Below are 23,907 nucleotides of genomic sequence, written 5' to 3'. Positions count from 1 at the left end.
CGATAACACACAGGGATAGTTATGTTTTCTAAAATTCTAATTGCCAACCGTGGTGAAATTGCTTGCCGAGTAGCCGCGACCGCCAAGCGTCTGGGTGTCAGCACCGTCGCTGTTTACTCTGATGCGGATCGTGAAGCCAAACATGTGGCTGTCTGTGATGAAGCAATCTATTTGGGTGGTTCGGCACCGAAAGACAGCTACCTAAAAGGTGATGCGATCATTGCGATAGCGCTTGAGACTGGCGCACAAGCGATTCATCCGGGTTATGGTTTTTTGAGCGAAAACGCTGACTTTGCGCAAGCTTGTCAGGATGCTGGCTTGGTGTTTATTGGCCCATCGGCTGACGCTATCCGCGCCATGGGTGGCAAATCTGAATCCAAGCGGTTAATGGAAACAGCTGGCGTGCCACTGATACCGGGCTATCATGGTGACAATCAAGACGCAGAATTTTTGCAGCAGCAGGCAGACGCCATTGGCTATCCTGTCTTGATTAAAGCGAGTGCAGGTGGTGGCGGTAAAGGCATGCGTATCGTCGAGCAAAGCCGCGACTTTGTGGATTTATTAGACTCATGTCGCCGTGAAGCCATTACCAGCTTCGGTGATGATAAAGTGTTGGTTGAAAAATACGCCTTAAAACCGCGCCATATCGAAATCCAAGTATTTGGCGATACGCATGGCAACTATGTGCATTTATTTGAGCGTGATTGTTCCGTACAGCGCCGCCACCAAAAAGTATTAGAAGAAGCGCCTGCACCAGGTGTTGACATTGCGATGCGTGAGGCGATGGGAACAGCTGCCATCGAAGCAGCTCGTGCAGTCGATTATGTCGGCGCAGGCACGGTTGAGTTCATCGTTGAGCAGCGCGAAAATTCTATGAATTTTTATTTCATGGAAATGAATACTCGGTTGCAGGTTGAGCATCCAGTCAGTGAAGCGATTACCGGTGTCGATTTGGTCGAATGGCAGCTTTTAGTTGCGGCAGGTCAACCATTGCCAAAAACCCAAGCCGATCTGACTATCAACGGTCATGCTATTGAGGCGCGTATCTGTGCTGAAAACCCTGACAATAGCTTCTTGCCCGCGACCGGTACGTTGTTTACGTATCAAAAACCTGAACACAGCGCTTTTATGATTGATAAAGACGGTACTGGTGTGCGTATCGATGATGGCGTGCGCGAAGGCGATGTGATTAGCCCGTTCTATGACTCTATGATTGCCAAGCTCATCGTTCATGCGCCAACGCGAGAGCAAGCATTAGCCAAGCTCGATCGAGCACTTGCGCAAACGCGCATCGTGGGTTTGCCGAATAACGCGGCATTTTTACGCTACATCTTAAATACAGAGTCTTTTAGCAAAGCCAATCTCGATACGGCATTGATTGAACATGAGCGTGATGCGATTTTTAACCAGCAGCCTTTGGCATTATCCACGCTTGTTGTGACCGCCATTACTCGTCAGCTTGCGAGCGAGATGGCGACGCAAGAGTCAGATATCGACCCATTTAGTAAACCTACCGGCTTCCGTGCTTATAGCGATTACACCAGATCATTTAGTTTAGTTTATGGTGAGAGTGCTTATACTGCCCGCATGAGCAACTGGCACAATGCAAATTGTTCAGACAGTAAAAAGGGTAGCGATAACCTCAGTAGCTTTACACTCGTTATTGAAAAAGAAGTCGCGAATACGCAGGATAATAGCAATATCAATGTCGCTGCTGAGACAGAAATGGTTTATGAAGGTCAAGTGAGCTATGCCAGCAGTGACGAACACAATCATACGCTATGGTTAGAGGGTGCACGTATCAGTGCACAAAGCTGGGTGAATAACGAGACGGTCTATGTGTTCACCGATAGTGGACGTGATGAGATTATGCTTATTGATATCATGGCACATGTGGGTGAGGAGACAGCAGCGGTTGGTAGCTTGAAGTCACCAATGCCAGGACAAGTGGTTGCATTCAAAGTAGCTGTTGGCGATACTGTGAAAAAAGGCGAGCCATTAGCTGTCATCGAAGCCATGAAAATTGAGCATACCATTACTGCGCCGACGGATGGGGTGGTGGCAGAATTGCTGTTTGCAGCCGGTGATTTGGTCGCTGATGGTGATGAGCTATTGCGCATTGATACTGAAAGCCAATAGCTGACAGAGCCTCATAAAAAGGTGAATAATAAAAAGGACGACGAGCATGAGCCATTCGTATCTAAACCATTCATATCCAAGCCATTCATATCCAAGCCATGTCAGAATCGTTGATGTCAGTCCTCGTGATGGACTACAAAACGAATCAATGACGGTACCGACTGAGGTTAAGCAAACGCTTATCAACGATTTGATTGCAGCCGGTGTCAAAAAGCTAGAAGCAACAAGCTTTGTCTCACCAAAGTGGGTGCCACAGATGGGCGATAATAGCGCGCTACTTGACGCGCTAGCGCCGACACGGCAGACAGACATTTGCTATTCAGTGCTAGTACCCAATATGCGCGGCTTTGAAAATGCCATTTTGCACCGCCCTGATGAAATCGTTATTTTTGGTTCAGCAAGTGAGACCTTTAGTCAAAAGAATATCAACTGTAGTATCGATGAGAGTATCGAGCGTTTTGCACCAGTGGCAGCGGCTGCAAAGGCGCAAGGTATCAAAGTACGCGGCGTGATCTCTTGTACGGTTGGCTGTCCTTATGAAGGCGAGATTGACCCAAGACAAGTAGCGTATGTGACCAAGCGCTTGGTTGAGATTGGTTCAGAGCAAATTGGTATTGCTGATACCATTGGTGTTGGTACACCGCTCAAAGTGCAGCGTGCGTTACAAGCCGCATTAGAATATGCCGATATCTCTATGCTATCGGGTCATTTTCATGATACTTATGGTCAAGCATTGAGCAATACGCTAGCCGCACTACAAATGGGTGTTAGCGAATTTGATACCTCAGTGGCTGGACTGGGCGGCTGTCCTTATGCTAAAGGCGCAACGGGTAATGTCGCGACCGAAGATGTGGTGTATATGCTGCATGGTATGGGTATCAGTACAGGTATCGACTTAGATAAATTGGTCGTGGCAGGCGAGCGTATCAGTGCGTTTTTAAAGCGTCCAAATGGCTCAAATGTGGCACGGGCGCTGATTAATAAACGTCAGTCTTAACCAATATAGTCAATCCACTATAAAAGTGTTACTGCGTTAACCTCGCTTGAAGTATTACATATACATCTACACTCGGTTGTCTTGTCAGACTTTCACATTGAATTGACTATGACTCCAAAAATGACATTATAAATACAGTTACAGTGGTTTTAAAAAGCAGATTAAAATTCGAAATTTAAAAATATCAAAACACAAGGAATAGTTATGAGTTTACCTGGATTGAATTTTCAGCTTGGCGAAGATATTGATGCCCTACGCGATATGGTACAGCAGTTTGCCACCAATGAAATTGCTCCACGTGCTGCCGAGATTGATAGCAGCGACGAGTTCCCCATGGATCTGTGGCAAAAGATGGGTGACATCGGTCTACATGGCATCACCGTTCCTGAAGAGTACGGCGGCTCTAACATGGGCTACGTCGCACATATGGTCGCGATGGAAGAGATTAGCCGTGCGTCTGCTTCTGTAGCACTGAGCTATGGTGCGCACTCAAATCTATGTATAAACCAAATAAAACGCAATGGCTCTGAGGCACAAAAACAAAAGTATTTGCCAAAGCTGGTTAGCGGTGAGTTCATCGGTGCACTGGCAATGAGTGAGACTGGTGCTGGCTCAGACGTCGTTAGCATGAAGCTCAGAGCCGAAGAGAAAGACGGCAGCTATGTGTTAAACGGTAGCAAAATGTGGATCACCAATGGCCCTGATGCTGACGTGATGGTGGTTTATGCTAAGACTAAGCCAGAGCTTGGCGCTAAAGGCATGACGGCTTTTATCGTTGAAAAAGGCATGGAAGGTTTTGGCACAGCACAGAAGCTAGACAAGCTTGGCATGCGCGGTAGCCATACGGGCGAGATGACCTTTAACAATGTAACCGTACCGAGCGAAAATATCTTGGGCGGTCTCAATGAAGGCGTTAAGGTATTGATGAGTGGCCTAGATTATGAGCGTGCCGTATTGGCTGCAGGCCCTATCGGCATCATGCAAGCGGTGATGGACAATGTCGTGCCTTATATCCATGATCGTAAGCAGTTTGGGCAAGCCATCGGTGAGTTTCAGCTTATCCAAGGCAAAGTTGCAGACATGTATACGATATTGCAAGCAGGTCGTAGCTTCTTATACACCGTCGGCAAGAACCTCGATATGTTGGACGCGCGCGGTGCTGGTCATAGTCGAGAAGTACGTAAAGACTGTGCCAGTGTGATTTTATGGTGTGCTGAAAAAGCCACTTGGATGGCAGGCGAGGGCATTCAAATCTTTGGTGGTAATGGCTACACCAATGAGTATCCACTCGGTCGCTACTGGCGTGATGCCAAGTTGTATGAGATTGGCGCAGGTACCAGTGAAATCCGCCGTATGCTAGTCGGTCGTGAGCTGTTTAACGAGACTAAATAAAGCATAATAATGATTTAAAAGTTAACTTTTATCGAATAGTTTTGTCTTAAGTTTTAAAAATGTGCTACGTTATATGTCTCATAGCGTGGCACTTTTTAATGACTGAAATAAAAGACTTTTATCATGATTCGTAAATTACATATCAAGCTAGCCTTTAATACAGTTTCTACCTTTTTTACCAATATAAAACCTATCAGTATCTATGGACTGTTAGTTACCTTTTTTGCATTATTTACGATGACAGCGAATGTCACGCCTGCACAAGCAGAGCTGGTTGATTTATCTAGTCCTGAACCCATTATTCAACTCTCTACCCAAGACGCTAGCTGGCTAACACCGCCAAAGTTTGATCGACTTGTTCGTTCTATGGATAGATACTTAATCAATTGTTCTTATGATCAAGACGGGAATGTTATCAGACCTTGCGAGAGAACAGATTTAGAAATGGTTTTTTCATTGCGCGTTGATAAGCAAGGTAGTATCCAAAATGTCAAAGTTATTAAGAGTAGTGGTAAAGAAGTGATAGACAAAAAGGTTGCTAGAGAACTTTCCAAAGCTCGATTGAAGCCTTTTTTGAGAGAAGGAAAGGCAGTAATGGGAGATGTTAATGTACCAATTGTATTTACAGCACCATAACCATCGTATTTAAGTCAAAAAAAGCAGGACGACTAAAACGTACTGCTTTTTTATTAATCATTTTATAAGGTTCATAAAATGATTACGACTGTTTGGTATGATCAAAATATCGTGCCAAGCCATTTAATAGTAAATCATCACGCAGGCGTACTGGACGGTTAACATGCTGCGAGATAATGGCAGCATCACCACCCGTCATGATAACTTCAAAGTTGGGATGACGATGGCTAATCTCATTAATGGCACCAACAATAGAGAGCAAGATACCGCGATGTACCGCATCTTGTGTGGTCATGCCTTGACCAACACTATCAAAGGTGCCATTGGATATGGTAATTTGCTTAGTGCCTGAAAATAGTGATTCACGTTGCAGATAAATACTGGGGAAAATATAACCGCCCAAATGCTCAGCATGATCAATCAAGTCAATGGTCACTGCTGTGCCACAGCCAATCACGCATTGACGTTTTTTCTTATCCACGGCGCCCAGCATCTGTAACCAACGATCACAGCCGAGCTGTTCGTCATTATAAGCACTCTTCATCAAAGCATGCGCGGCATCGACATGGACAAACTCAAACGGGATATTCAGACGACCTAACGTCTCTGACACTTTAACATTCAAATCATCGCCCAGCACCGATGAGATACCAATGAAATCAGGCGCATAACGCTCGAAGCGATCGGTCAAACCCATCAGTAGTTCGGCAGGCGCTTGCAAATGTTGCTTGGCATCATGCGCGACTATTTGTCCGATATCATCGGTGAGCCAGTATTTTAGGCGGGTGTTGCCAAGATCTAACCAGAGCATAAAAATCCCTTTATATCGTGCCCATTGGGTCTTTGATTTAAGCCTTATCAATAACGTCGATGCGTCCGGTAAAAAGCGCAGAAATCTTACCGCTATCTTGACGCAATTGCAAACATCCATGTGTATCAAGACCACAAGCATAACCTGTGATGCTATCTGTTTTACCGTTATGCTCTTGAGTAACGTGCAAGCGTAATCCTGCCAGTGCATCCATCGATTCAAACTGTTTTAAAAAGCTGTCCAAATTATAGCTTTGACCAGTGGGCTTCTCTAATCCTAGGTGCTCAAAGCGTGTCATCGCGGCTAGCAGGGCTTTACTCATTTGTTGGTAAAGTATTTTTAGGCTTGGTAGGCTCACAATATCTGTCTCTGGTTTTAGCTTCTCATAAATATCCTGTAGGCTAATCGCTTGATAACTCATGCCTTCGCAGGTCTTTGCAGTGAGATTGGGCGTTGCCTGTACATTAAGTCCTACGCCCATCACCACGCCGACCAATTTGCCCGTTTGGGTAACAGGTTCTATTAAAATACCCGCAAGTTTATTAAAAGGTAGGGTCTGTGCTGCCAGTTTAGGCTCATTTGACATTGAGTCAGATGGCAGTTGATAAAAGCCCAAATCATTTGCCCACTTCACGCCGATGGGCGTCAATCCTTGCGCGCGCAATTGCTCATTTAATATTTGAATAACGGGCATTTTTGCCAGTTCAACGCCAATAATTAACGACAATAAACCGCTAATCGGCAGATGGACAGGATGATATAACGACAGATAGACATTGCCGCGTGGTGATTGCCACGAGCGCCCGTGCTGCCCACGACCTGCACTTTGGGTTTCAGCGGTCAGTAAATGCATCTCCGCAGCATTTAACGTGCCATGTTGTACATCTGCTATCAGCTCGCTATTGGTAGAGGCACTGCTGACAAGGTGGCGATGGTTCAGCTGCGGTAAATGATGAAGCTCTAATGAGTCGTCAGAAAAATTGGAAAATGGCGGCATAAGTTTCGTCGATGTGGTTAATATAGCGTGGATAATCTTTGTTATACTGGGCGATTGTCATGAGATTGTCACGATTAAACAGTATCAAATAAACAGCATAAAGGTCGGATTATGATTTAGCAAATGCGATAGGCAAGTGATTATAAAACTAAAGAATTTTTATAAAAATAAGTGTGATAAAAGGCTGATTCGATGATGTTATATGTGTGGTTTGTGATTGCAGGCGCGTTTGCGGGTGTCAGTGCCGGTCTATTTGGCGTTGGCGGCGGCATGATTATCGTACCAGCATTGGTATGGATTTTTACCGCTTATGATTTTTCACCAGAAGTGGTGACCCATTTGGCGATTGGTACGTCACTGGCGACCATCGTTGTGACCTCGATCAGCTCAATGACTGCGCACAATAAGCGTGGCGGCGTGCGTTGGGAAGTGTGGCGCAAAATGGCACTCGGCTTGGTCATCGGTAGTTTGGTCGGTGCTGGTATTGCCGATATGATTGACGGTAAAGTATTGCAAGCCATCATCGGTGTCGGCGCGTTATTGGTTGCTTTAAAAATGCTGTTTTTGTCCAATAAAGAGCAGCTGGGTAAACCGCTACCGTCAACTGGCGTACAGTTCGGCGCGGGTACAGGGATTGGCATGGCGTCGTCTATTTTTGGTATTGGCGGTGGCAGCTTAACCGTACCATTTTTAAATTGGGCCGGGTTACCGATGAAGCAGTCGGTCGGCACGTCTGCCGCTTGTGGATTGCCGATTGCATTGGCTGGTGCGGCAGGGTTTGCATGGTTCGGGCAAGACGTGGTCAATCTGCCTGAGGGTACGATAGGCTTTGTGCATATCACGGGATTTTTATGTATCTCCGTCGCTAGCTTTGCGATGGCAAAAGTCGGTGCGAAGCTTGCGCACCAATTGCCTGCGCTAACGCTTAAGCGTGCCTTTGGGGTGTTGTTATTGGTCGCAGGCGGGCAGCTGTTGTTAAGTGGGCTTGGGGTGATTTAGTTTTGGTTCAGTAAAGTAGTTATTAATCAATAAATTGAGGGTTTAAAATGGCTATTGTTGAGTTATTTCATAAAAGACAGAAAAGGCTACGGGGCGAATATCCTGATGTTTATCAATACGATGAATTGCCGGATAAATTAAAAGTTCAAATCGTGCACATGTGGGATGAAACGGTAGGAAGAGACCCGAGTATATATAATACTTATTTGGATTCAATCCAAAAAAATAGTCGTATTGTTTTAGAACAAGTATATAAAATATTAACAAAAGAATTAGGGGTTTTTAAATTAACTTTAAACGAACAAAGTGACTCTACTTATTTTGAAAAAATATCTAACTATTTTCTTAATGAGACTGAAACAGAAAAGTCTTTAGATGTTGTTGAAGTTATGATGCAAGCAATAATCTTATTCCATAGAAGCTCTCGAAATAAATTCAAATTAGTAGAGGTAATGGATGAATTGAATCAGCGTTTTCGTGAACATGGCATAGGTTACCAATATGAGAACGGACAAATCATTAGAATGGATTCCGAGTTTATCCATGCTGAGGCTGTTAAGCCTGCTTTACACTTACTTAGTGATCCAACATATAAAGGTGCACAACAAGAATTTCTAAAAGCACATGAACACTATCGTCATGAAAGGTATAGCGAAGCTTTAATCGACTGTCTTAAAGCGTACGAAAGCACATTAAAAATTATTCTAGATAAAAATAAATGGGAGTACAGTCCTAATGCAACCGCTGACGAGCTCACAGGTCGACTCATGCAGTCAGGGTTAGTTCCCGAGTTTTGGCAACAGTACTTTAAGTCCTTAAAAAATACTTTAACTTCAGGTGTTCCTACTGCTCGTAATAAATTGGCAGGTCATGGTGCAGCCAATGAAGTTAGAGAAATACCTGAATATTTAGTTAGCTATATCCTTCATATGACAGCCTCTACCATTGTATTTTTAATCAAAGCAGATGAAAGCTTGAGATGATTATTTTTTATCAATCGCATCTAGCCCCAAACGCATCCATTTTCTCGCTAGCTCATCATGGCCGCTGAGCATATTCCACAGCGCATCTTCACTAAAGATAGAGTATTCATCACCTGAATGTTCAATTGGCAGATCCGCTTCACGATCTGTCATCCATTGAGGGTCTAGGTAGTAATTTTTCAACTCATTTTGCAAGGCTTCAGCTTGCAAAAACTGCTGCTGCGCTTCGAGTTGCTGGCGATGTAGTTTGCACCATTCTTCATATTTTTGCTGTAGTTCTTGCGGATTATAGTTAGGCATTTTTATACTCTTATTTTTTGATAGTTAGACGAATGATTATTATTTTAAGCCATATTATAGCATCTGTCACAAACCCTAAAAATTTAGCACAATTTCAGGTAGAATAGCCGCCTGTTTTCGCCATATTTACTGATCCCTCATGCGCCTAAAATCTCTCAAGCTGGCAGGCTTTAAATCCTTTGCCAATCCAACGACTTTTACTTTTCGTCATGGTATCACCGCCATTGTCGGGCCGAACGGCTGTGGCAAATCTAACGTCATTGATGCCATTCGTTGGGTGCTGGGCGAGACATCTGCTAAGCAGTTACGTGGCGGCGCGATGAGTGATGTCATCTTTGCCGGTACGCAAGATAAAGTCGCCAAAAGTGTCGCTAGCGTTGAGCTCACCTTCGAGCATACGCAAGATGAGCAAAACGGTATTCGCCATGAGTTTAATCTCTATCAAGAACTGTCCGTTCGTCGTCAGGTAAATAAAGAGGGGCGCTCGGATTATTTTATCAATGGTACGCGCTGTCGTCGCCGTGATGTCGTCGATGTATTCTTGGGTACGGGACTTGGCGCACGTAGTTATGCGGTGATTGAACAAGGTATGATTGGGCGGATTGTTGAATCTAACCCGATGCAGCTGCGTGAGTTTATCGAAGAGGCGGCTGGGGTCTCGCGCTATCAAGCTCGCCGTGAAGAAACCCAAAAGAAGCTCGAGAAAACTAAAGATAATTTAGCACGCCTGCATGATATGCAAAGCGAGCTGGTCAGCCAACAAAAACGTCTGTCTAAACAAGCCGCTAGTGCTGAGCGTTATGAGGAATTAGCGCTAACACTAGCTGATATCAAACAGCAGCTCGCCATTCAGCAGCTCTATCAAGCCAAGCATACTCAGCAGCAGCAAAAAATAGCGCATGAGCGCAGCGCCACTGAAGTATCAACTTTACAAGCCAACTATGATACCCTAAAAGCCAAGCAAGATAAGCTTGCTGTTCATATCAATCAAGAGCAATGGCTAAAAGACGATGCCCAAAGCGCCCATTATCAACAGCAGCTAAGCTATCAACAAGCAGAGCATCAATTAGGTGATGCCAAGTCACAGCTGACTGCTACCGCGCAGCAACTAGCCAGCTTGGATCAACAGCGTCAGCAAGCAGTCGATGAGATAAATCGCTTAAAGGCTGAGCAAGCCGAGCAGCAGACTGTGCTAGAAGGATTGCGTCCACAGCTTAATGAATTAACGAATAAACGTGAAGCGCATAAACGCAACGAGCAGCCATTACAGCGCGCCTACCATGACGCGCAAAATCAGCTATCACGCTTGCAGGATGAAGCTCGCTCGCTAGAACAGCAGCAAGCCATTAATAGCCAAGCACAAAAACGTTATCAGCAAAATAATGAAAAATGGCAACGTCGTCAGCAAAACTGGCAGGATTTATGGCAGCAACTCCAACAGTCGCTATCACCAGTTGCAAGTGCTGGTTTGCAAGATAATTCTGATACGAATAATTTGCAGCAGACATTAGTGGCGCAAGTTGCCGAGCTAAACAAACAATTGCATCAGATTGAACGCCAACAAGACAGCGTCGATGAGCGACTGTCTGAGCTACAACCGCAAGCGCAGGATTTACAACAGCAATTACACACGCAGCAGCGTGAGCTTAGCGAGAGTGAGAAGCGCTACGCCGTATTGGCAGGTGAGTACGATACCCTGCATCAGATATTGCATCCTAAGCCGACACCAAAATCGCAACCGCTTGTTCATGCAAAAACTGCTGATATTAAAAGTGATTTAGAAAATGAAATAGCTAGCGACTATAGCCAATTGACCATTACCATCTTGCGTGACCAGATTGAGTTAAGCGCGAAAGGGCAGCAGCATGCAGAGCTACTTGATAGCGTATTGGCATTGTGGCTAGATAGCCATGTGCTGGTTTCTAACCAAACTTATCAACCAAGTGTTGATAACGCGAGAGACGACTCTGAGAAACCGCATAGCTTATGGCAGGTGCTTGAGCATGAGTTAAAAGATTTATTTGTTTATCAAAATGCGCAAACCAATACAGTGGACAAGTCATCAATCAAAATAGAAACGGGTCATAGTTTGTGGCTATCTGCTAAGAAAAATGAGGTAAATACAAAGCCATTGATTAGCGAATTGCCTGAGAGTTTGATTGATAAAGTACTGCCTTTATCACAGCTGATTAGCGCACCGAACTTAGCGCTTTGGCAGCAGTGCTATTTATATATTGCACAGCCTGAGACAGATAACAGGCAAACGTTAGAAGCGCTTGCTGAGATTTTAAAAGTATTGCCATCGTCAGCTATTTTACTAACGACTGACGGCTGGCTTATCAGTCGTCAGGGCACGATTAATCTCAGTAAGTTTGTTGGTGCGCAAGATGGACAAAATGATAGCAATAACAGCAACAGTCAATTTTTAACCCAGCGTTTGCAGCAGCGCAGCCGTCTGCAAGCGTTAGAAGACTTGCTCGATGATTTTGAAACAAAGATACAAGGCCAGCAAAAGGCGATTGCTAATAACCAGCGTAACTATGATGCAATGACAGTTAGCTTAGAAGAAACGCGCGCGCAAGCTGAGCAGTTAACCCGCGATAAGCATCAATACCAGCAAAAGCTCACTACTCAGCGCGCGAACGCTGAACGATTGCAAGCGGACAGCCAACGCCTCAATGCTGACAAAGCTACCCTTGAGCAAGAGCAACAAGAATTAGAGCAAGAACAACAAACGCTGAATCAAGAACAGCAGGATATCCAAAGCAAAATAGCAGCGCTAACGCCACAAATTGCCGATGCTCGTGCGGCAACTCAGCAATTACAAGCTGAGCGCAGTGAGCTAAATAGTACACGTCAAGCGGATGATGACGCTTGGCAAGCCTTGCAACTTCGTATCCAGCAGAGTGAGATGCGTTTAGAACATAGTGTCAGTAGTCTTACTCGGGCAAATGCGCAATTTGATAAGTCGCTACAAAGCGAGCAAAATCTAAAGACGCGTCATGAGCAGCAGCAAAATAGGCTGCCAGCACTGCAAGCTGCATTGCAAATAGCACAGACCGCGCGCGATGAGCAGCAGGCTGTATTAACAGGGCGCGAGACCGCGTTAACGGCGCTCAAGCAAGAATACAATCAGCAGCAGCTTGAGCTAGATAGCTTGCAAAACACACTGCAAACCCAGCAAAGCGCGCTTGCCAATCACTCGACCGAGTTGGCATTAAGCGCTGCAAAATTAGAGGATGCTAGTAGCCATACGCAAGAAGCGCTAGATGCTTATTATAAGGTGAGTCATAAATATAAAGCACAATCAGACATAGCGCAGTACCCACAGCATCAGCAACAAGTGATGAGCGTCTCAAACTTATTGGCAGATTTTATCGCGCATGATCGCCGTGTGCGCCCAGATAAAATCGCTGAGCTTGAGTCTGAGCGCGTGCAGCTTGAGCAGCAGCTAAGCAAAATTGGCGCAGTCAACTTGGCAGCCGTGGCAGAGTTAGCAGAAGTTAATGAACGCTTAGAGCCACTCGCGCAGCAGACCGCAGATATTGCTGCCAGTATGCAGACGTTAACGGAGGCGATTGCTTCGATTGATGAAACGACCAAGACGCTATTTATGCAGACGCTCGATGCCGTCAATATTGAGCTTGCCAATTTATTTGCCAAAGTGTTTGGCGGCGGGCAAGCCAGTTTAACGCTCAATACGGATGATATGCCTGTTAGTGCGCCAAAATCAGAACAGTGGCGGGCAGGGCTAACCTTGATGGCACAGCCAAAAGGCAAACGTAATAGCCGCCTCGCTGTACTTTCAGGTGGTGAAAAGACGCTTACTGCATTGAGTTTGATTTTTGCGATATTTAAGCAGCATCCCGCGCCATTTTGCGTACTGGATGAAGTGGATGCACCACTTGATGACGCCAACGTCGCCCGCTTTACCAGTCTCATTCATGAATTAGCAGACGATTTACAGTTTATCTTTATCAGCCATAATAAATTAACGATGCAGATTGCCGATGAGTTAAAAGGCGTGACCATGCCAAGCGCGGGCATTTCTACCTTGGTCAGTGTGTCACTCGATGAGGCAGCGCGTTACCTTTCTGATTAAGAGCAGCGCTGAATAGCAAAAATAATTGATAACTGGCAGCAGTTGTCGGTGGTATAGTTAGAAATGATGTGCCAATATTACAACGTCACGCAAGTGTGTCAGCCTCACGGTAAACGATGACTATATGGTGACGATATTCATTAGCCATGCTAGACTATTGCCATTTATTCCCTCTTATGTATTCCCTTTTGTCATATATTAGGATGTATCTCTTATGACCGCTATTCAGTTTATATTGATTGCCATTGCCGCATTTATCATGCTTGCAGGGCTATTTATGGTCATTCGTAGCTTTAAGCGCCGCAACAATGCTGAAGCGGTAGCGGTCAATTATGATAAAAACGGTATTCCTATCATACCGCGCCATGAACGCAATATCGTCGATCAGCCAGACTTGGATGATACAGTCGCTGGCGAAACAAGTATCACCCCTGATCGCAGTTATCTAAATGCGGTGGTCGAAGACGAGCCTTTGACCCAACCTCATACCCATGTCGATACGCAGCTGACAGCTGGGCATGCGGATGTTAATGACAGCGATACTGAAACCGATACTGACACAATAGATGATGCTGACTATGTGCGCTGGCAAGCAGAGCAGCAGCGTGCTGACAACAGCGAGTTTGCAGAAGCCGCTGAGCAGATGCATATCGAGCAAGAGCAGGATGCGTTTTCAAGCTTGATGTCGGCAACTGACAGCTTGATGCCCTCTATTGATACCGCAGACGAGCCAAGCTTCGATAATAACAGTCCGATACTCGATCAGCATCTCTCAGAGCCAGTAGATGAAGCGCAAAACGGTCCACTCATCAATGCCAAAGACAACATTAATATCACTATTTTGCCGCATCAATATCGCGACCGTCCAGCCGCAATTATCCGTGGTCGTGATTTATTGGCATTAATTGATAAGTATGGTCTGCGCTATGGCGCGATGAACATGTTCCATCGTTATGAGCAAAAAGACGGCACGGGCATGCTATGGTTCAGTATGATGGGTATCACTGATAGTGGTATCGCGCCTTTTGATCCGCATAGCGTGGCGACCAATACTTATAATGGCGTGGTAGTATTCTTATCGCTGCCGCATCCACAAGCGCTGCGTAGCTTCGATAGTATGATGAGTATTGCTTATATGATGGCAAGTGATTTGGATGCCATTATGCTCGATGAAGAGAACGAACCAATCACCCCTGAATACAAGCAGCAATTGCGTAACCAAGTTCGCGATTATGAAGGTTAGTTTTAATGTATTAATACAGGTTGATTAATAAAAGCTGATTCATATTAGCAGTATTCTAAAAGGCAAATAGCGCTTGACGTTATTTGCCTTTTTTAATGGGCTTTAGTTTCTGCAAAATGTCAGAGTCGGTTCAAGATAATTTAGATACAAGGAAGGTGAGTGAAAGTACTACACATAGTAGACTGAGCGAGCCTGACACAGTATCTAATTTATATAGGATCGACTATATCCGAGCATCCTACAAACTTGTTATCATATCGGCATCTTGAATTGCAAAGAAAAGACGCCGACTATGACTGATCCTATCTCACCGCTTACCTCCAAAGACATTAATAAAGACATCAATACTACCAATCCTATAAAAAATGATGATGCTATCGTCACCCAGATGCGCACGTTTATCGATGCTCTCAAGCAGCACAATTATGCCTACTATGTGCTTGATAGTCCCATTTTAGAAGACAGTGAATACGATCAGTTGCGCCGCTCTTTATTGGCGCTTGAAGAACAATATCCGGATTTGGTACAGCCAGATAGCCCAATTAACCAAGTTGGCGACATGCCGCTATCGGCTTTTACCCAAGTCACTCATGATATTCCCATGCTCTCGCTTGGCAATGTCTTTGATTATGATGAATTACATGGCTTTATGCGCCGCGTGAATGATCGCCTCAACGATGCGCAGAAAAACCCTGAATACGAGATGGAGCTAAAGCTCGATGGCTTGGCGGTATCACTCAAGTATGCTCATGGTAAATTTATACAAGCGGTCACACGTGGCGATGGACAAACGGGCGAGGACATCACCCAAAATGCCAAAACCATTCGTAATTTGCCACTTTGGCTCGCGGCTGCAAGCGATATTCCATTATTAGAAGTGCGCGGTGAAGTGCTGATGCCAAAAGCGGGCTTTGAGCGTTTGAATCGCCTTGCTGAAGAAAAGGGCGACAAAACTTTTGCCAATCCACGCAATGCTGCCGCTGGAAGTTTGCGTCAGCTAGATCCCGCCATTGCTGCTAGCCGTCCGCTCGCATTTTACTGTTATTCAGTCAATCAAGGGTTGCCTGAGCATATCAAAACCCAGTCAGCAGCGCTTGCATGGCTAAAGACCATTGGCTTTACCGTCAGTGCAGTCGAGGTGGTACAAAATCCACGCGAGGCTCAAGCTTATTATGAATCGGTAAAGGAAACACGTGGCGAGCTGCCGTTTGAGATTGATGGCATGGTCATCAAGGTCAATAGCTTGGCGTTGCAGCAGCAGCTTGGCTTTTTATCGCGTGAGCCGCGCTGGGCAACCGCTTATAAATTCCCTGCCGAAACGGTCATGACCCGCTTGCATGCTATCGAGTGGCAAGTCGGACGCACTGGCGCCATTACGCCCGTTGGTAAATTAGAACCCGTGAAAGTCGGCGGCGTCACGGTTAGCAATGTCACCTTGCATAACTTTGGCGAGATTCAGCGCTTGGATGTGCGTGCAGGCGATATGGTCAGCGTCCACCGTGCAGGCGATGTGATTCCTAAAGTGACCCGTGTTTGGACAGATCAGCGTCCAGAAAATTCTGAACCCGTTACGTTGCCATCGACCTGCCCAGTATGCGACTCACCTGTGGTGTTACCCAAAGATGAAGCGTTGGCGCGTTGCACTGGTGGGCTGTTTTGTCCCGCGCAGCAGGTTGAGGCGCTCATTCACTTTGTCTCGCGTCGGGCAATGGATATCGATGGCTTAGGCGCAAGTTGGCTGATTAGCTTTTTTGAGCATGGTTTGGTGAAGACAGTCGCTGATATCTATCAATTGCACAATCATCAAGACGAGCTGATTACGCTTGAGAAGCTGGGCGAAAAGTCGGTACAAAACATCCTCAGTGCTATCGAAGCCAGTAAGCATACGACACTCGCGCGCTTTATCTACGCGCTGGGTATTCGCGGTGTCGGTGAGACGACGGCGCAGAACTTGGCGCAGCAATTTGGCGACCTTGATAGCCTGATGGCTGCTGATATTGATAAGCTACTGCAAACGCCTGATGTCGGTGCGATCACTGCTGAACTCGCTTATAAATTCTTCCGCGCACCGCACAATATCGAAGTCATCACGGCATTACGAGAAGCTGGCGTGCATTGGGATAAGGTTGAGCAAGTCGCATCAGAAGGACTGCCACTTGATGGGCAGACTTGGGTCATCACTGGTGCGCTAGATAGCATGGCGCGTGATGAAGCCAAAGCTAAGCTGCAAGCACTCGGTGCAAAAGTCTCAGGCAGCATCTCGGCAAAAACCACGGCACTACTGGCAGGGGAAAAGGCTGGATCTAAACTGACCAAAGCCGAAAAATTGGGCGTGAAAGTAGTGAGTGAGGAAGCGTTTTTGGAAATGGTTGGGGAGTAGGTTATGGATGCTAATATATTAGAGGGTTTAGATGACGCAACGCGTAAAGAAGTTGAGAAATTACTGCAAGTGACTCGTGAAAAAGATGGAAATGAGAAATTTGTAAGCGCTCAATTCAAGTTAGACGAGTATATGTTTAATAATAAGAAATGGAGATTGAGTATAAATTTTCTAAAAAATATTAGAAAGGAGGATGGTGAATTACTTTATTTTAAATCTTTATATTTCTTGTTTCTAAACAATTATATTTTAGGAGATTTTGAAGTAGCTTATATTAATATATTAGAATTTCTGAAATATAGTGATTTTAACGCTGATTCTAGCTCTGAGGCTGATTCTGTAAGAAAGGAGGTTTTTAATTTCGCAAAATTATTCTTATCTAAAAAAAATTACTCAAAGTCTTTGAGGTTGTTTGAGTTGATTGGAGGATCTTATTCATATAATTCTAAGTGTTATGAAAATATATGTAAGTTAATAACCAATGGAGAGACTAGTATAGTTGGAGAGTTATGTGAATCTTTGATAGGAAAGGTGGACGCAATCATAGATATTTTAAGACTAGACTTTCTTTCTTTACTAGAAGGAGAGAAGGCTCCCGAAAGAAAGTTAGCACATTATACAGGCACATACACCACTAACAAGCTACTTTTCAAAGAAGAAAGTAAAGAAAAAGCAAGCGCTTTCCGCCTAAATACGATTAATAATGTTAATGACCCTAGCGAAGGTAAATTACTTAAAAATTACCTTGAAGACGTGAAGGAAAGTTCTTTTTACAAACCTGATTTCGATGAAAATTTACATGCATTTATTAGCTGCTTCACTTTCAACCATGATAGTTTAAATCAATTTAGACTGTATGGAAAAGAAGATAACAAAGAAGCCTCTGGTGTGAGTTTGGTATTTAATAAAGAGTTCTTTAAAGAAACTGAAGTTCAGTCTGGTATGACTAACATATATATTAAGAAAAAACTAAGTGATGTTGACGATGACTTTAATGAGGTTAATAAAGTTGAAAAACAACCAGTGATGAGATGCGTTTACATTGATCCTACTTCCGACTATATCCATCTAGCTCAGAGGAATCGCCTAACATTTTTTCGCGAGTTTGGTCGTGAAGATTTGAAAGACGATAGTATCTCTAGAGCTGAAATTGAATGCACTGAATATGAGAATTATATAGATAAGAAAACCGAAGATTTTAGAGAGGCATTTGCAGAGTTAAAAAGTATTTATAACGACGCTATAGATAAGAGAAAATCTTTGAAGAATTTAAGTAAAGATGATGTAGATGAGATAGACAGCTTGCTGGACATGATAATTTTACCTTTAAAGTACCTCATAAAACATTCTGCTTTTCAGGAAGAACAAGAATGTCGCATGGTCTATATCACATCTTTAGAAGATAAAAGGGTGAAAATGGATTTTGGCAAGTTTCTATACGTAGAGTACGAACCAGAGGTAAAAGCGAATTTAGACAAAATTTACATCGCACCAGCCGCAACGCAATATCAGCCTTATTTTGCTAAGCTATTATGCGGTAAAAATAATATGGGTAAAAAGATTAAAATTGAGCCCTCGAATAATCCTTATCGGCAGACCTAATATTGTTTAGTAGCGTGTGTCATATAAATAAAAACACACGCTATCAACTTCTACTCCGCCATCTCCCCATGCGCCTTCGCTTCACTTTTCTTACCATCAGGTTTAATCTCAATCGGTAATACCAACCCTTTGGCAAAGTCATCGGACAGCACGTAATCATAGCTACTGGCAGCGATATCAGGCGTAGTATGAATAATGAGTTTCATCTCATTTCCATCAGTTAGCTCATGAGAGACATAGCTTTCACTCAGCTGATCCAAGGCTTTCGATAGTGCCTCATTACTCGCCATGCTCACCGTTAGATTATGCTGAGCGGTGGCATTATCCACTTTGAAATATTCTGCATAATCACGGACATTTTGGCTATCAAGCGCAAAAGGATATTGATAATTGGCAGGGTCAGCGGGCTTCTCACCGCTCGCCATGACAGCCCAGTCGATAGTCTTAGTGGCTGTCGTTGATGAGTCTGCGGTCGCCACCACTGGCTCAGAAGCTTGAGCGGCAGTTTCAGCACTGTTGTCGCAGCCTGCCAGTGCCCACATGCTGGCAGTAGCGATGATCATCATATTTATTAAGCGCTTAGCCATCGACGTATCCTCAGTATTATTAATCATAGACAATGTCCTATCAGCGCTATTTTGACAGGTTTCTTGATGCTTCTCTAGACAAAAGCAGCAAACCGTTCATTCTAACCAATGCTTAACCTGAATCTAGGGTTTTGATGTCAGTTTTTATACAGATATTCAATGCAATATTGTTCAATCAACACGCAAAAAAAACAGCCATCCTATGATGACTGTTTTTTATAAGTAGCTAGTTTTTTACAACTGGCAGACTGTTTATAGCTAGCTAACTAGATTTGGCAGTTCACTTGATATTCTTTACCGTTTGCCCATTTGATGGCAAAAATACCTTTGTCGCCTTTCATGTGCCATGCATAGACAGCTTCTGGGTTTGACTCATTAACGTAGCTTGCGGTATCACCTTGCACATCACCATTTAAGATGATTGGTTGCTCAGCCCATTTTACTTTAGGTAAAGTCGCATTGAGCATCACTTGTTTTTTATTAATAGATTGTTTAGCCATGATGGTGCTGTCGTCAGTACAGGTATAAGGTGCTGGTGCCATACGATCATAAGCGGCATCGGTGACGCTTTCTGATGCAGGCGTGTTTGATGCATTTGGCGTAGTAGGAGCCGTGGTCGCACAAGCACTTAATAGGGCAAGGGTAGGTAGGGCAACAGCAAATCTAGTTAGGGTGTTCATGGCATTCTCCAAAGATATAAAAATCTTAATGTATTTATTTTTAACAATGCGTTAAGCATATAGCGCATATGGTAACGAAAACAGCGCTTGAAGAATGTTAGAAATTGTTTGTTACGTGTTCATTAAGTTACGTAATCACTGACTAATGTAACGCATCATTTGGCGCGTTTTGGTCGGTATTTAAGCTTTGATTACGCATTTATTAAAAATAAACCGATTGAAATGAAAAAGCGTCTATCGACCTTTTGACCGATAGACGCTTTTTTGATGAGCTTAAATAAGTGTTCGTCACTCATTTAAGCATCTGCATTTAGCAATGAGATACAGGGCTTTAACTACTTGGTTTTACGCGGTGGCAGATCAGTATGCTGGGTTTGGAAATTGCCTTTACTCACGCGCTTTTTGGTGTTTTTGCTGACCGTGTTTTGACTCGCAGCGCCTTTAGCGGATGCGCCATTGGTTGACGAATTATTATTACGCTTCACCGAGTCATTACCTAGGCGGCTGTTCTTTTTACGCGCTGATTGATAGCTGTCTTGTGCCGCATCGCGCCCTTCTAAACTGGCGTTGAACGGCGGGATTAAGCAACCACGATTTTTACCAATCAAATCGCCACGACCCATATCTTGCAGAGCTTTACGCAATAATACCCAGTTTTTTGGATCGTGATAGCGCAAGAACGCTTTATGCAATTTACGCTGCTTGCCCGATTTGACGATATCCATGTCACCTTCATCACGGCTGATCTTATGCAGTGGATCTTTATGCGTGTGATACATGGTGGTCGCTGTCGCCATCGGGCTAGGATAAAACGCTTGCACTTGGTCAGCGCGGTAGCCATGGCTTTTTAGCCACAGCGCAAGGTTCATCATATCCTCATCTTTAGTACCCGGATGCGCGGCGATAAAGTAAGGAATCAGATATTGCTCTTTACCTGCTTCTTGGCTGTACTGCTCAAACATGGCTTTAAATTTATCATAGCTGCCCATGCCCGGCTTCATCATTTTCGATAAGACGTTTTCTTCTGAATGTTCAGGCGCAATTTTTAGATAACCACCGACATGATGGCTGACCAATTCTTTGACGTATTCTGGATCTTTTACCGCCAAGTCATAGCGTAAGCCAGAAGCGATGAGAATCTTTTTCACGCCCTTGATATCACGGGCTTTGCGATATAGTTTGGTCAAATTACTGTGATCGGTAATCAAGTTTTCGCAGACGTCAGGATAGACACAAGACGGCTTACGGCAGTTCTTTTCAATGGTCTCATCTTTACAGCTCAGACGATACATATTGGCCGTTGGCCCGCCAAGGTCAGAGATAACGCCAGTGTAGTTAGGTGCGGTATCACGAATCGCTTCGACTTCTCGTAGGATAGATTCTTCCGAGCGGTTTTGGATAATGCGTCCTTCGTGCTCAGTGATTGAGCAAAAAGTACAACCACCAAAACAGCCGCGCATGATATTGACAGAAAACTTAATCATGTCATAAGCAGGGATGCGTGCATCGCCATAGCTTGGATGCGGCAAGCGGGCATACGGCAAGTCAAACACGTAATCCATCTCTTCAGTCGAGAGCGGAATCGGTGGTGGATTGAGCCAGACATCGATGGAGGTGTGTGAGTTACCAGCGCCGCTACTATGACGTTGCACGAGGGCACGGGCATTACCCGGATTGGTCTCAAGATGTAAAATACGGCTGGCATGAGCGTATAAAACAGGGTCAGATTTGACGTGCTCATAATCAGGGAGACGAATGACCGTCTTTTCACGTGGTGGCATTTTTATTTTATGCTTACGCGCCGTCATTGGCTTATCAAAACCACGCATTTGCACCACTTGCGTTTCTTCGTCAACTTGCTCGGCATTTAGAATTTTATTGGCAACTGGTTCAGAAACAAAGCCCGGATACTGTGAAGCCATTCCTGAGAGCGCTTGCCCAACTGGTGAATCGCTGGGTTTGTCTTGCTCGATTGAGCATTGATCCACGTCTTCGGTCATCACATAAGGGTTGATAATTGGGTCAACACGGCCAACGGTATCGACATCATTACTAGCGACTTCAGTCATATCGTCTTGCCAATGGCGGCGTGTTGGCGTCAACAGATATGAAGTACCGCGCAATTTGCTCATCTGCTCAAAGCTATAGCCTTTTGACAGACCATGTACCACATCGACGATGGCGCGCTCAGCATTACCGTACAATAAAACATCGGCACGGGCATCCATCAAGATACTACGGCGGACTTTATCCGACCAGTAATCATAATGAGCGATACGGCGTAGACTGCCTTCGATACCACCTAGGATAATTGGCACATCAGGATATGCTTCGCGGCAACGCTGGCTATAGACGATAGCGGCGCGGTCAGGGCGTTTATTTGCCACGTTGCCCGGCGAGTACGCATCATCGCTACGAATCTTGCGATCGGCGGTATAGCGGTTGATCATACTGTCCATGTTGCCCGCGGTCACGCCATAAGCATAGACAGGTTTGCCTAATTCCATAAACGCGTCTTTGCTCTTCCAATCTGGCTGAGCAATGATACCTACGCGAAAGCCTTGTGACTCTAGTAGACGACCGATAATCGCCATACCAAAGCTTGGATGATCGACATACGCATCGCCTGAAATGATGATGACATCACAGGCATCCCAGCCCAAATCGTCCATTTCTTTGCGGCTCATTGGCAAATAAGGCGCTGGCTCGTAGCAGCTTGCCCAATGTTTGTCGTAGTCGTAAAGTGGTTTGGTGCCTTGTTTAAAGGCGGTGCGGGCGATGGTATCGGCAGACATGAGCGGACCTGTTAATTAGAAAAATGGCACTAAAAAAAGCCGTTATTCATTAGAAATATTAACGGCTAATTTAAAAGCGCTCATTTTAACATGAATTACGCTCATTATGTGATAAACGATTAGCGATAAGTTATTGATAGTTTAAGTAATCTATGAATAAAAAGGCTTGTAGAAACTAAGCGCATCTTTATTCCAAATCATCGTTTATAGTAAGGATTTACTACTCTAATAATTGAAATGGGAAAGTAACTACGTCAAAAGCTAAAGCAAAGGGCAGTAAGACCAGTTTTTGTGCCGTATTTGCGCCACTACGAGACACTTGATTTTGCTGACTTTGGGTATAAAAGCTCACCGTATAAGGCTTAGTTAAAGGGCGATAATTGGATTGGATTAAGCTGAGATTACTCACTTGCGGATAAATAGCGCCTTTGACAGGAACGCTAAAGCAAAAACGCTGAGCATTGATACGCTGGTCACTGGCTGAGGTGCATTCTTTGCCGTTGTTTTGCAAAAAGAACTGATAGTCAGAACGTTTAAATTCATCTTTTAGTTTGGCATAAGACAGCTTCATCTCTCCCTGAAAGTAGCCATCATTATTGGGCACATAAAAATTCATCTCATTATCGACTTGGATATTTTTTGGTGTCAAATTGGTCAGTAAATTCACCATCTCTGTCCCACCTTGGGTCAGCACATAGCTGTTCTTTTCGCCAACGATAACCATCGTCGCATTTGGCATTTTTGGTAATGCCTGTGCAGGGCGACCAAAGGCCACAATTTGATCTTCTGACAACACACTTTTAGTTGTCGTTGTGCTGACTCGATTGTCACTGTCTAATAATGAACTGGTTGCACAGCCAGAGCTGGCTAGCAATGCCGCAAGTGATGTACCGACTATCACTGTCTTAAAGCTTAATGCTTTTAGTACTGGATTATTACTTTCTTCTTTTCTAATGGTACGGGTGTTTTTAATCATGGTAAGGCTTCCTTGTCTACTAGGCGATGGACTACTGGTGCGGCATCTATTATTTACTGCCAAACTTTCGTTGATATCGTACCTTGTTTGACCGCGACTTATCTACTTTTAATTAAACAGCCAAGCAGTTTTCATAATCAAATTAATCGAGCAAAATCTTTGTCCCACTTTTAGGGCGTGTCCCTAATCTGTAAAAGTAAGTATAAAGGCTTTAAAATAAAGAGACTATTTCAAACAGGGCTCTCTAAATTATGGCAAGAACAGTGCTCACCGATAATACATGGGAAC

17 protein-coding genes are annotated in these 23,907 nt (G+C 44.4%); 10 read left to right on the top strand and 7 right to left on the bottom strand.

All coding sequences use genetic code 11. The features are described from left to right. The first annotated feature begins 21 nt into the window (after positions 1-21). The 4 genes from ACP7AE_RS08860 to ACP7AE_RS08845 all read left to right on the top strand — a co-directional run bounded on the left by ACP7AE_RS08860 (position 22) and on the right by ACP7AE_RS08845 (position 5,164). Positions 22-2,139, top strand: a complete 2,118-nt coding sequence (locus ACP7AE_RS08860) for an acetyl/propionyl/methylcrotonyl-CoA carboxylase subunit alpha (RefSeq protein ID WP_426242618.1) — start codon at positions 22-24, stop codon at positions 2,137-2,139. Positions 2,140-2,185: 46 nt separating this feature from the next. Next, a complete protein-coding gene (locus tag ACP7AE_RS08855; protein ID WP_426242616.1) occupies positions 2,186-3,136 on the top strand; it encodes a hydroxymethylglutaryl-CoA lyase in 951 nt (316 codons plus the stop codon). 204 nt (positions 3,137-3,340) lie between these two features. After that, positions 3,341-4,528 carry an isovaleryl-CoA dehydrogenase gene (locus ACP7AE_RS08850; RefSeq protein WP_201539805.1) on the top strand — a complete coding sequence of 396 codons (1,188 nt, stop codon included), beginning with the start codon at positions 3,341-3,343 and terminating at the stop codon, positions 4,526-4,528. A 123-nt stretch (positions 4,529-4,651) separates the two neighbouring features. Then, positions 4,652-5,164 carry an energy transducer TonB gene (locus tag ACP7AE_RS08845; protein ID WP_426242614.1) on the top strand — a complete coding sequence of 171 codons (513 nt, stop codon included), beginning with the start codon at positions 4,652-4,654 and terminating at the stop codon, positions 5,162-5,164. Positions 5,165-5,246: 82 nt separating this feature from the next. Here ACP7AE_RS08845 and ACP7AE_RS08840 read toward each other — a convergent pair whose 3' ends face one another. Both ACP7AE_RS08840 and ACP7AE_RS08835 read right to left on the bottom strand, forming a co-directional pair. After that, positions 5,247-5,975: a pantothenate kinase gene (locus ACP7AE_RS08840; RefSeq protein WP_045453617.1), complete on the bottom strand. Its 729-nt coding sequence runs from the start codon at positions 5,973-5,975 to the stop codon at positions 5,247-5,249. Between the two features lie 37 nt (positions 5,976-6,012). Then, a complete protein-coding gene (locus ACP7AE_RS08835) occupies positions 6,013-6,972 on the bottom strand; it encodes a biotin--[acetyl-CoA-carboxylase] ligase (RefSeq protein WP_426242612.1) in 960 nt (319 codons plus the stop codon). 195 nt (positions 6,973-7,167) lie between these two features. Here ACP7AE_RS08835 and ACP7AE_RS08830 point away from each other — a divergent pair, with 195 nt between their 5' ends. Together ACP7AE_RS08830 and ACP7AE_RS08825 are read left to right on the top strand one after the other, a co-directional pair. Further along, positions 7,168-7,971 (top strand): sulfite exporter TauE/SafE family protein, encoded by an 804-nt coding sequence (locus tag ACP7AE_RS08830; RefSeq protein WP_426242749.1) that lies wholly within the window; start codon positions 7,168-7,170, stop codon positions 7,969-7,971. 47 nt (positions 7,972-8,018) lie between these two features. Further along, positions 8,019-8,954: an STM4504/CBY_0614 family protein gene (locus ACP7AE_RS08825; RefSeq protein ID WP_426242610.1), complete on the top strand. Its 936-nt coding sequence runs from the start codon at positions 8,019-8,021 to the stop codon at positions 8,952-8,954. Here ACP7AE_RS08825 and ACP7AE_RS08820 read toward each other — a convergent pair whose 3' ends face one another. Further along, on the bottom strand, positions 8,955-9,254 hold the full coding sequence (locus ACP7AE_RS08820) for a DUF4298 domain-containing protein (protein WP_426242608.1): 300 nt from the start codon (positions 9,252-9,254) through the stop codon (positions 8,955-8,957). 139 nt (positions 9,255-9,393) lie between these two features. Here ACP7AE_RS08820 and ACP7AE_RS08815 point away from each other — a divergent pair, with 139 nt between their 5' ends. The 4 genes from ACP7AE_RS08815 (at position 9,394) to ACP7AE_RS08800 (ending at position 18,581) form a co-directional block, all read left to right on the top strand. Then, a complete protein-coding gene (locus ACP7AE_RS08815) occupies positions 9,394-13,356 on the top strand; it encodes an AAA family ATPase (RefSeq protein WP_426242606.1) in 3,963 nt (1,320 codons plus the stop codon). A gap of 214 nt (positions 13,357-13,570) precedes the next feature. Then, complete coding sequence (locus tag ACP7AE_RS08810; RefSeq protein ID WP_426242604.1) at positions 13,571-14,599, top strand: cell division protein ZipA C-terminal FtsZ-binding domain-containing protein; 1,029 nt, start codon at positions 13,571-13,573, stop codon at positions 14,597-14,599. 292 nt (positions 14,600-14,891) lie between these two features. Beyond that, complete coding sequence (gene ligA / locus ACP7AE_RS08805) at positions 14,892-16,979, top strand: NAD-dependent DNA ligase LigA (RefSeq protein ID WP_426242602.1); 2,088 nt, start codon at positions 14,892-14,894, stop codon at positions 16,977-16,979. Between the two features lie 3 nt (positions 16,980-16,982). Continuing rightward, positions 16,983-18,581: a hypothetical protein gene (locus tag ACP7AE_RS08800; protein WP_426242601.1), complete on the top strand. Its 1,599-nt coding sequence runs from the start codon at positions 16,983-16,985 to the stop codon at positions 18,579-18,581. Between the two features lie 50 nt (positions 18,582-18,631). Here ACP7AE_RS08800 and ACP7AE_RS08795 read toward each other — a convergent pair whose 3' ends face one another. The 4 genes from ACP7AE_RS08795 to ACP7AE_RS08780 form a co-directional block, all read right to left on the bottom strand. Further along, complete coding sequence (locus ACP7AE_RS08795) at positions 18,632-19,195, bottom strand: hypothetical protein (RefSeq protein ID WP_426242600.1); 564 nt, start codon at positions 19,193-19,195, stop codon at positions 18,632-18,634. A gap of 239 nt (positions 19,196-19,434) precedes the next feature. Then, complete coding sequence (locus ACP7AE_RS08790) at positions 19,435-19,848, bottom strand: hypothetical protein (protein ID WP_426242598.1); 414 nt, start codon at positions 19,846-19,848, stop codon at positions 19,435-19,437. Between the two features lie 335 nt (positions 19,849-20,183). After that, positions 20,184-22,643, bottom strand: a complete 2,460-nt coding sequence (locus ACP7AE_RS08785; RefSeq protein WP_426242596.1) for a YgiQ family radical SAM protein — start codon at positions 22,641-22,643, stop codon at positions 20,184-20,186. Between the two features lie 220 nt (positions 22,644-22,863). Then, complete coding sequence (locus ACP7AE_RS08780) at positions 22,864-23,619, bottom strand: hypothetical protein (protein ID WP_426242594.1); 756 nt, start codon at positions 23,617-23,619, stop codon at positions 22,864-22,866. Positions 23,620-23,907: the final 288 nt, after the last annotated feature.

Source organism: Psychrobacter sp. TWP2-1-2 (assembly GCF_049896785.1).
Taxonomy (GTDB): domain Bacteria; phylum Pseudomonadota; class Gammaproteobacteria; order Pseudomonadales; family Moraxellaceae; genus Psychrobacter.
Note: the sequence above shows the minus strand (reverse complement) of the source record. Positions and strands in the feature narration are given on the sequence as shown.

Coding starts and splice junctions, on each gene's coding strand:
- ACP7AE_RS08860 (WP_426242618.1), top strand. CDS start 22: ATGTTTTCTAAAATTCTAATTGCCAACCGTGGTGAAATTGCTTGCCGA.
- ACP7AE_RS08855 (WP_426242616.1), top strand. CDS start 2,186: ATGAGCCATTCGTATCTAAACCATTCATATCCAAGCCATTCATATCCA.
- ACP7AE_RS08850 (WP_201539805.1), top strand. CDS start 3,341: ATGAGTTTACCTGGATTGAATTTTCAGCTTGGCGAAGATATTGATGCC.
- ACP7AE_RS08845 (WP_426242614.1), top strand. CDS start 4,652: ATGATTCGTAAATTACATATCAAGCTAGCCTTTAATACAGTTTCTACC.
- ACP7AE_RS08840 (WP_045453617.1), bottom strand. CDS start 5,975: ATGCTCTGGTTAGATCTTGGCAACACCCGCCTAAAATACTGGCTCACC.
- ACP7AE_RS08835 (WP_426242612.1), bottom strand. CDS start 6,972: ATGCCGCCATTTTCCAATTTTTCTGACGACTCATTAGAGCTTCATCAT.
- ACP7AE_RS08830 (WP_426242749.1), top strand. CDS start 7,168: ATGTTATATGTGTGGTTTGTGATTGCAGGCGCGTTTGCGGGTGTCAGT.
- ACP7AE_RS08825 (WP_426242610.1), top strand. CDS start 8,019: ATGGCTATTGTTGAGTTATTTCATAAAAGACAGAAAAGGCTACGGGGC.
- ACP7AE_RS08820 (WP_426242608.1), bottom strand. CDS start 9,254: ATGCCTAACTATAATCCGCAAGAACTACAGCAAAAATATGAAGAATGG.
- ACP7AE_RS08815 (WP_426242606.1), top strand. CDS start 9,394: ATGCGCCTAAAATCTCTCAAGCTGGCAGGCTTTAAATCCTTTGCCAAT.
- ACP7AE_RS08810 (WP_426242604.1), top strand. CDS start 13,571: ATGACCGCTATTCAGTTTATATTGATTGCCATTGCCGCATTTATCATG.
- ligA (WP_426242602.1), top strand. CDS start 14,892: ATGACTGATCCTATCTCACCGCTTACCTCCAAAGACATTAATAAAGAC.
- ACP7AE_RS08800 (WP_426242601.1), top strand. CDS start 16,983: ATGGATGCTAATATATTAGAGGGTTTAGATGACGCAACGCGTAAAGAA.
- ACP7AE_RS08795 (WP_426242600.1), bottom strand. CDS start 19,195: ATGATTAATAATACTGAGGATACGTCGATGGCTAAGCGCTTAATAAAT.
- ACP7AE_RS08790 (WP_426242598.1), bottom strand. CDS start 19,848: ATGAACACCCTAACTAGATTTGCTGTTGCCCTACCTACCCTTGCCCTA.
- ACP7AE_RS08785 (WP_426242596.1), bottom strand. CDS start 22,643: ATGTCTGCCGATACCATCGCCCGCACCGCCTTTAAACAAGGCACCAAA.
- ACP7AE_RS08780 (WP_426242594.1), bottom strand. CDS start 23,619: ATGATTAAAAACACCCGTACCATTAGAAAAGAAGAAAGTAATAATCCA.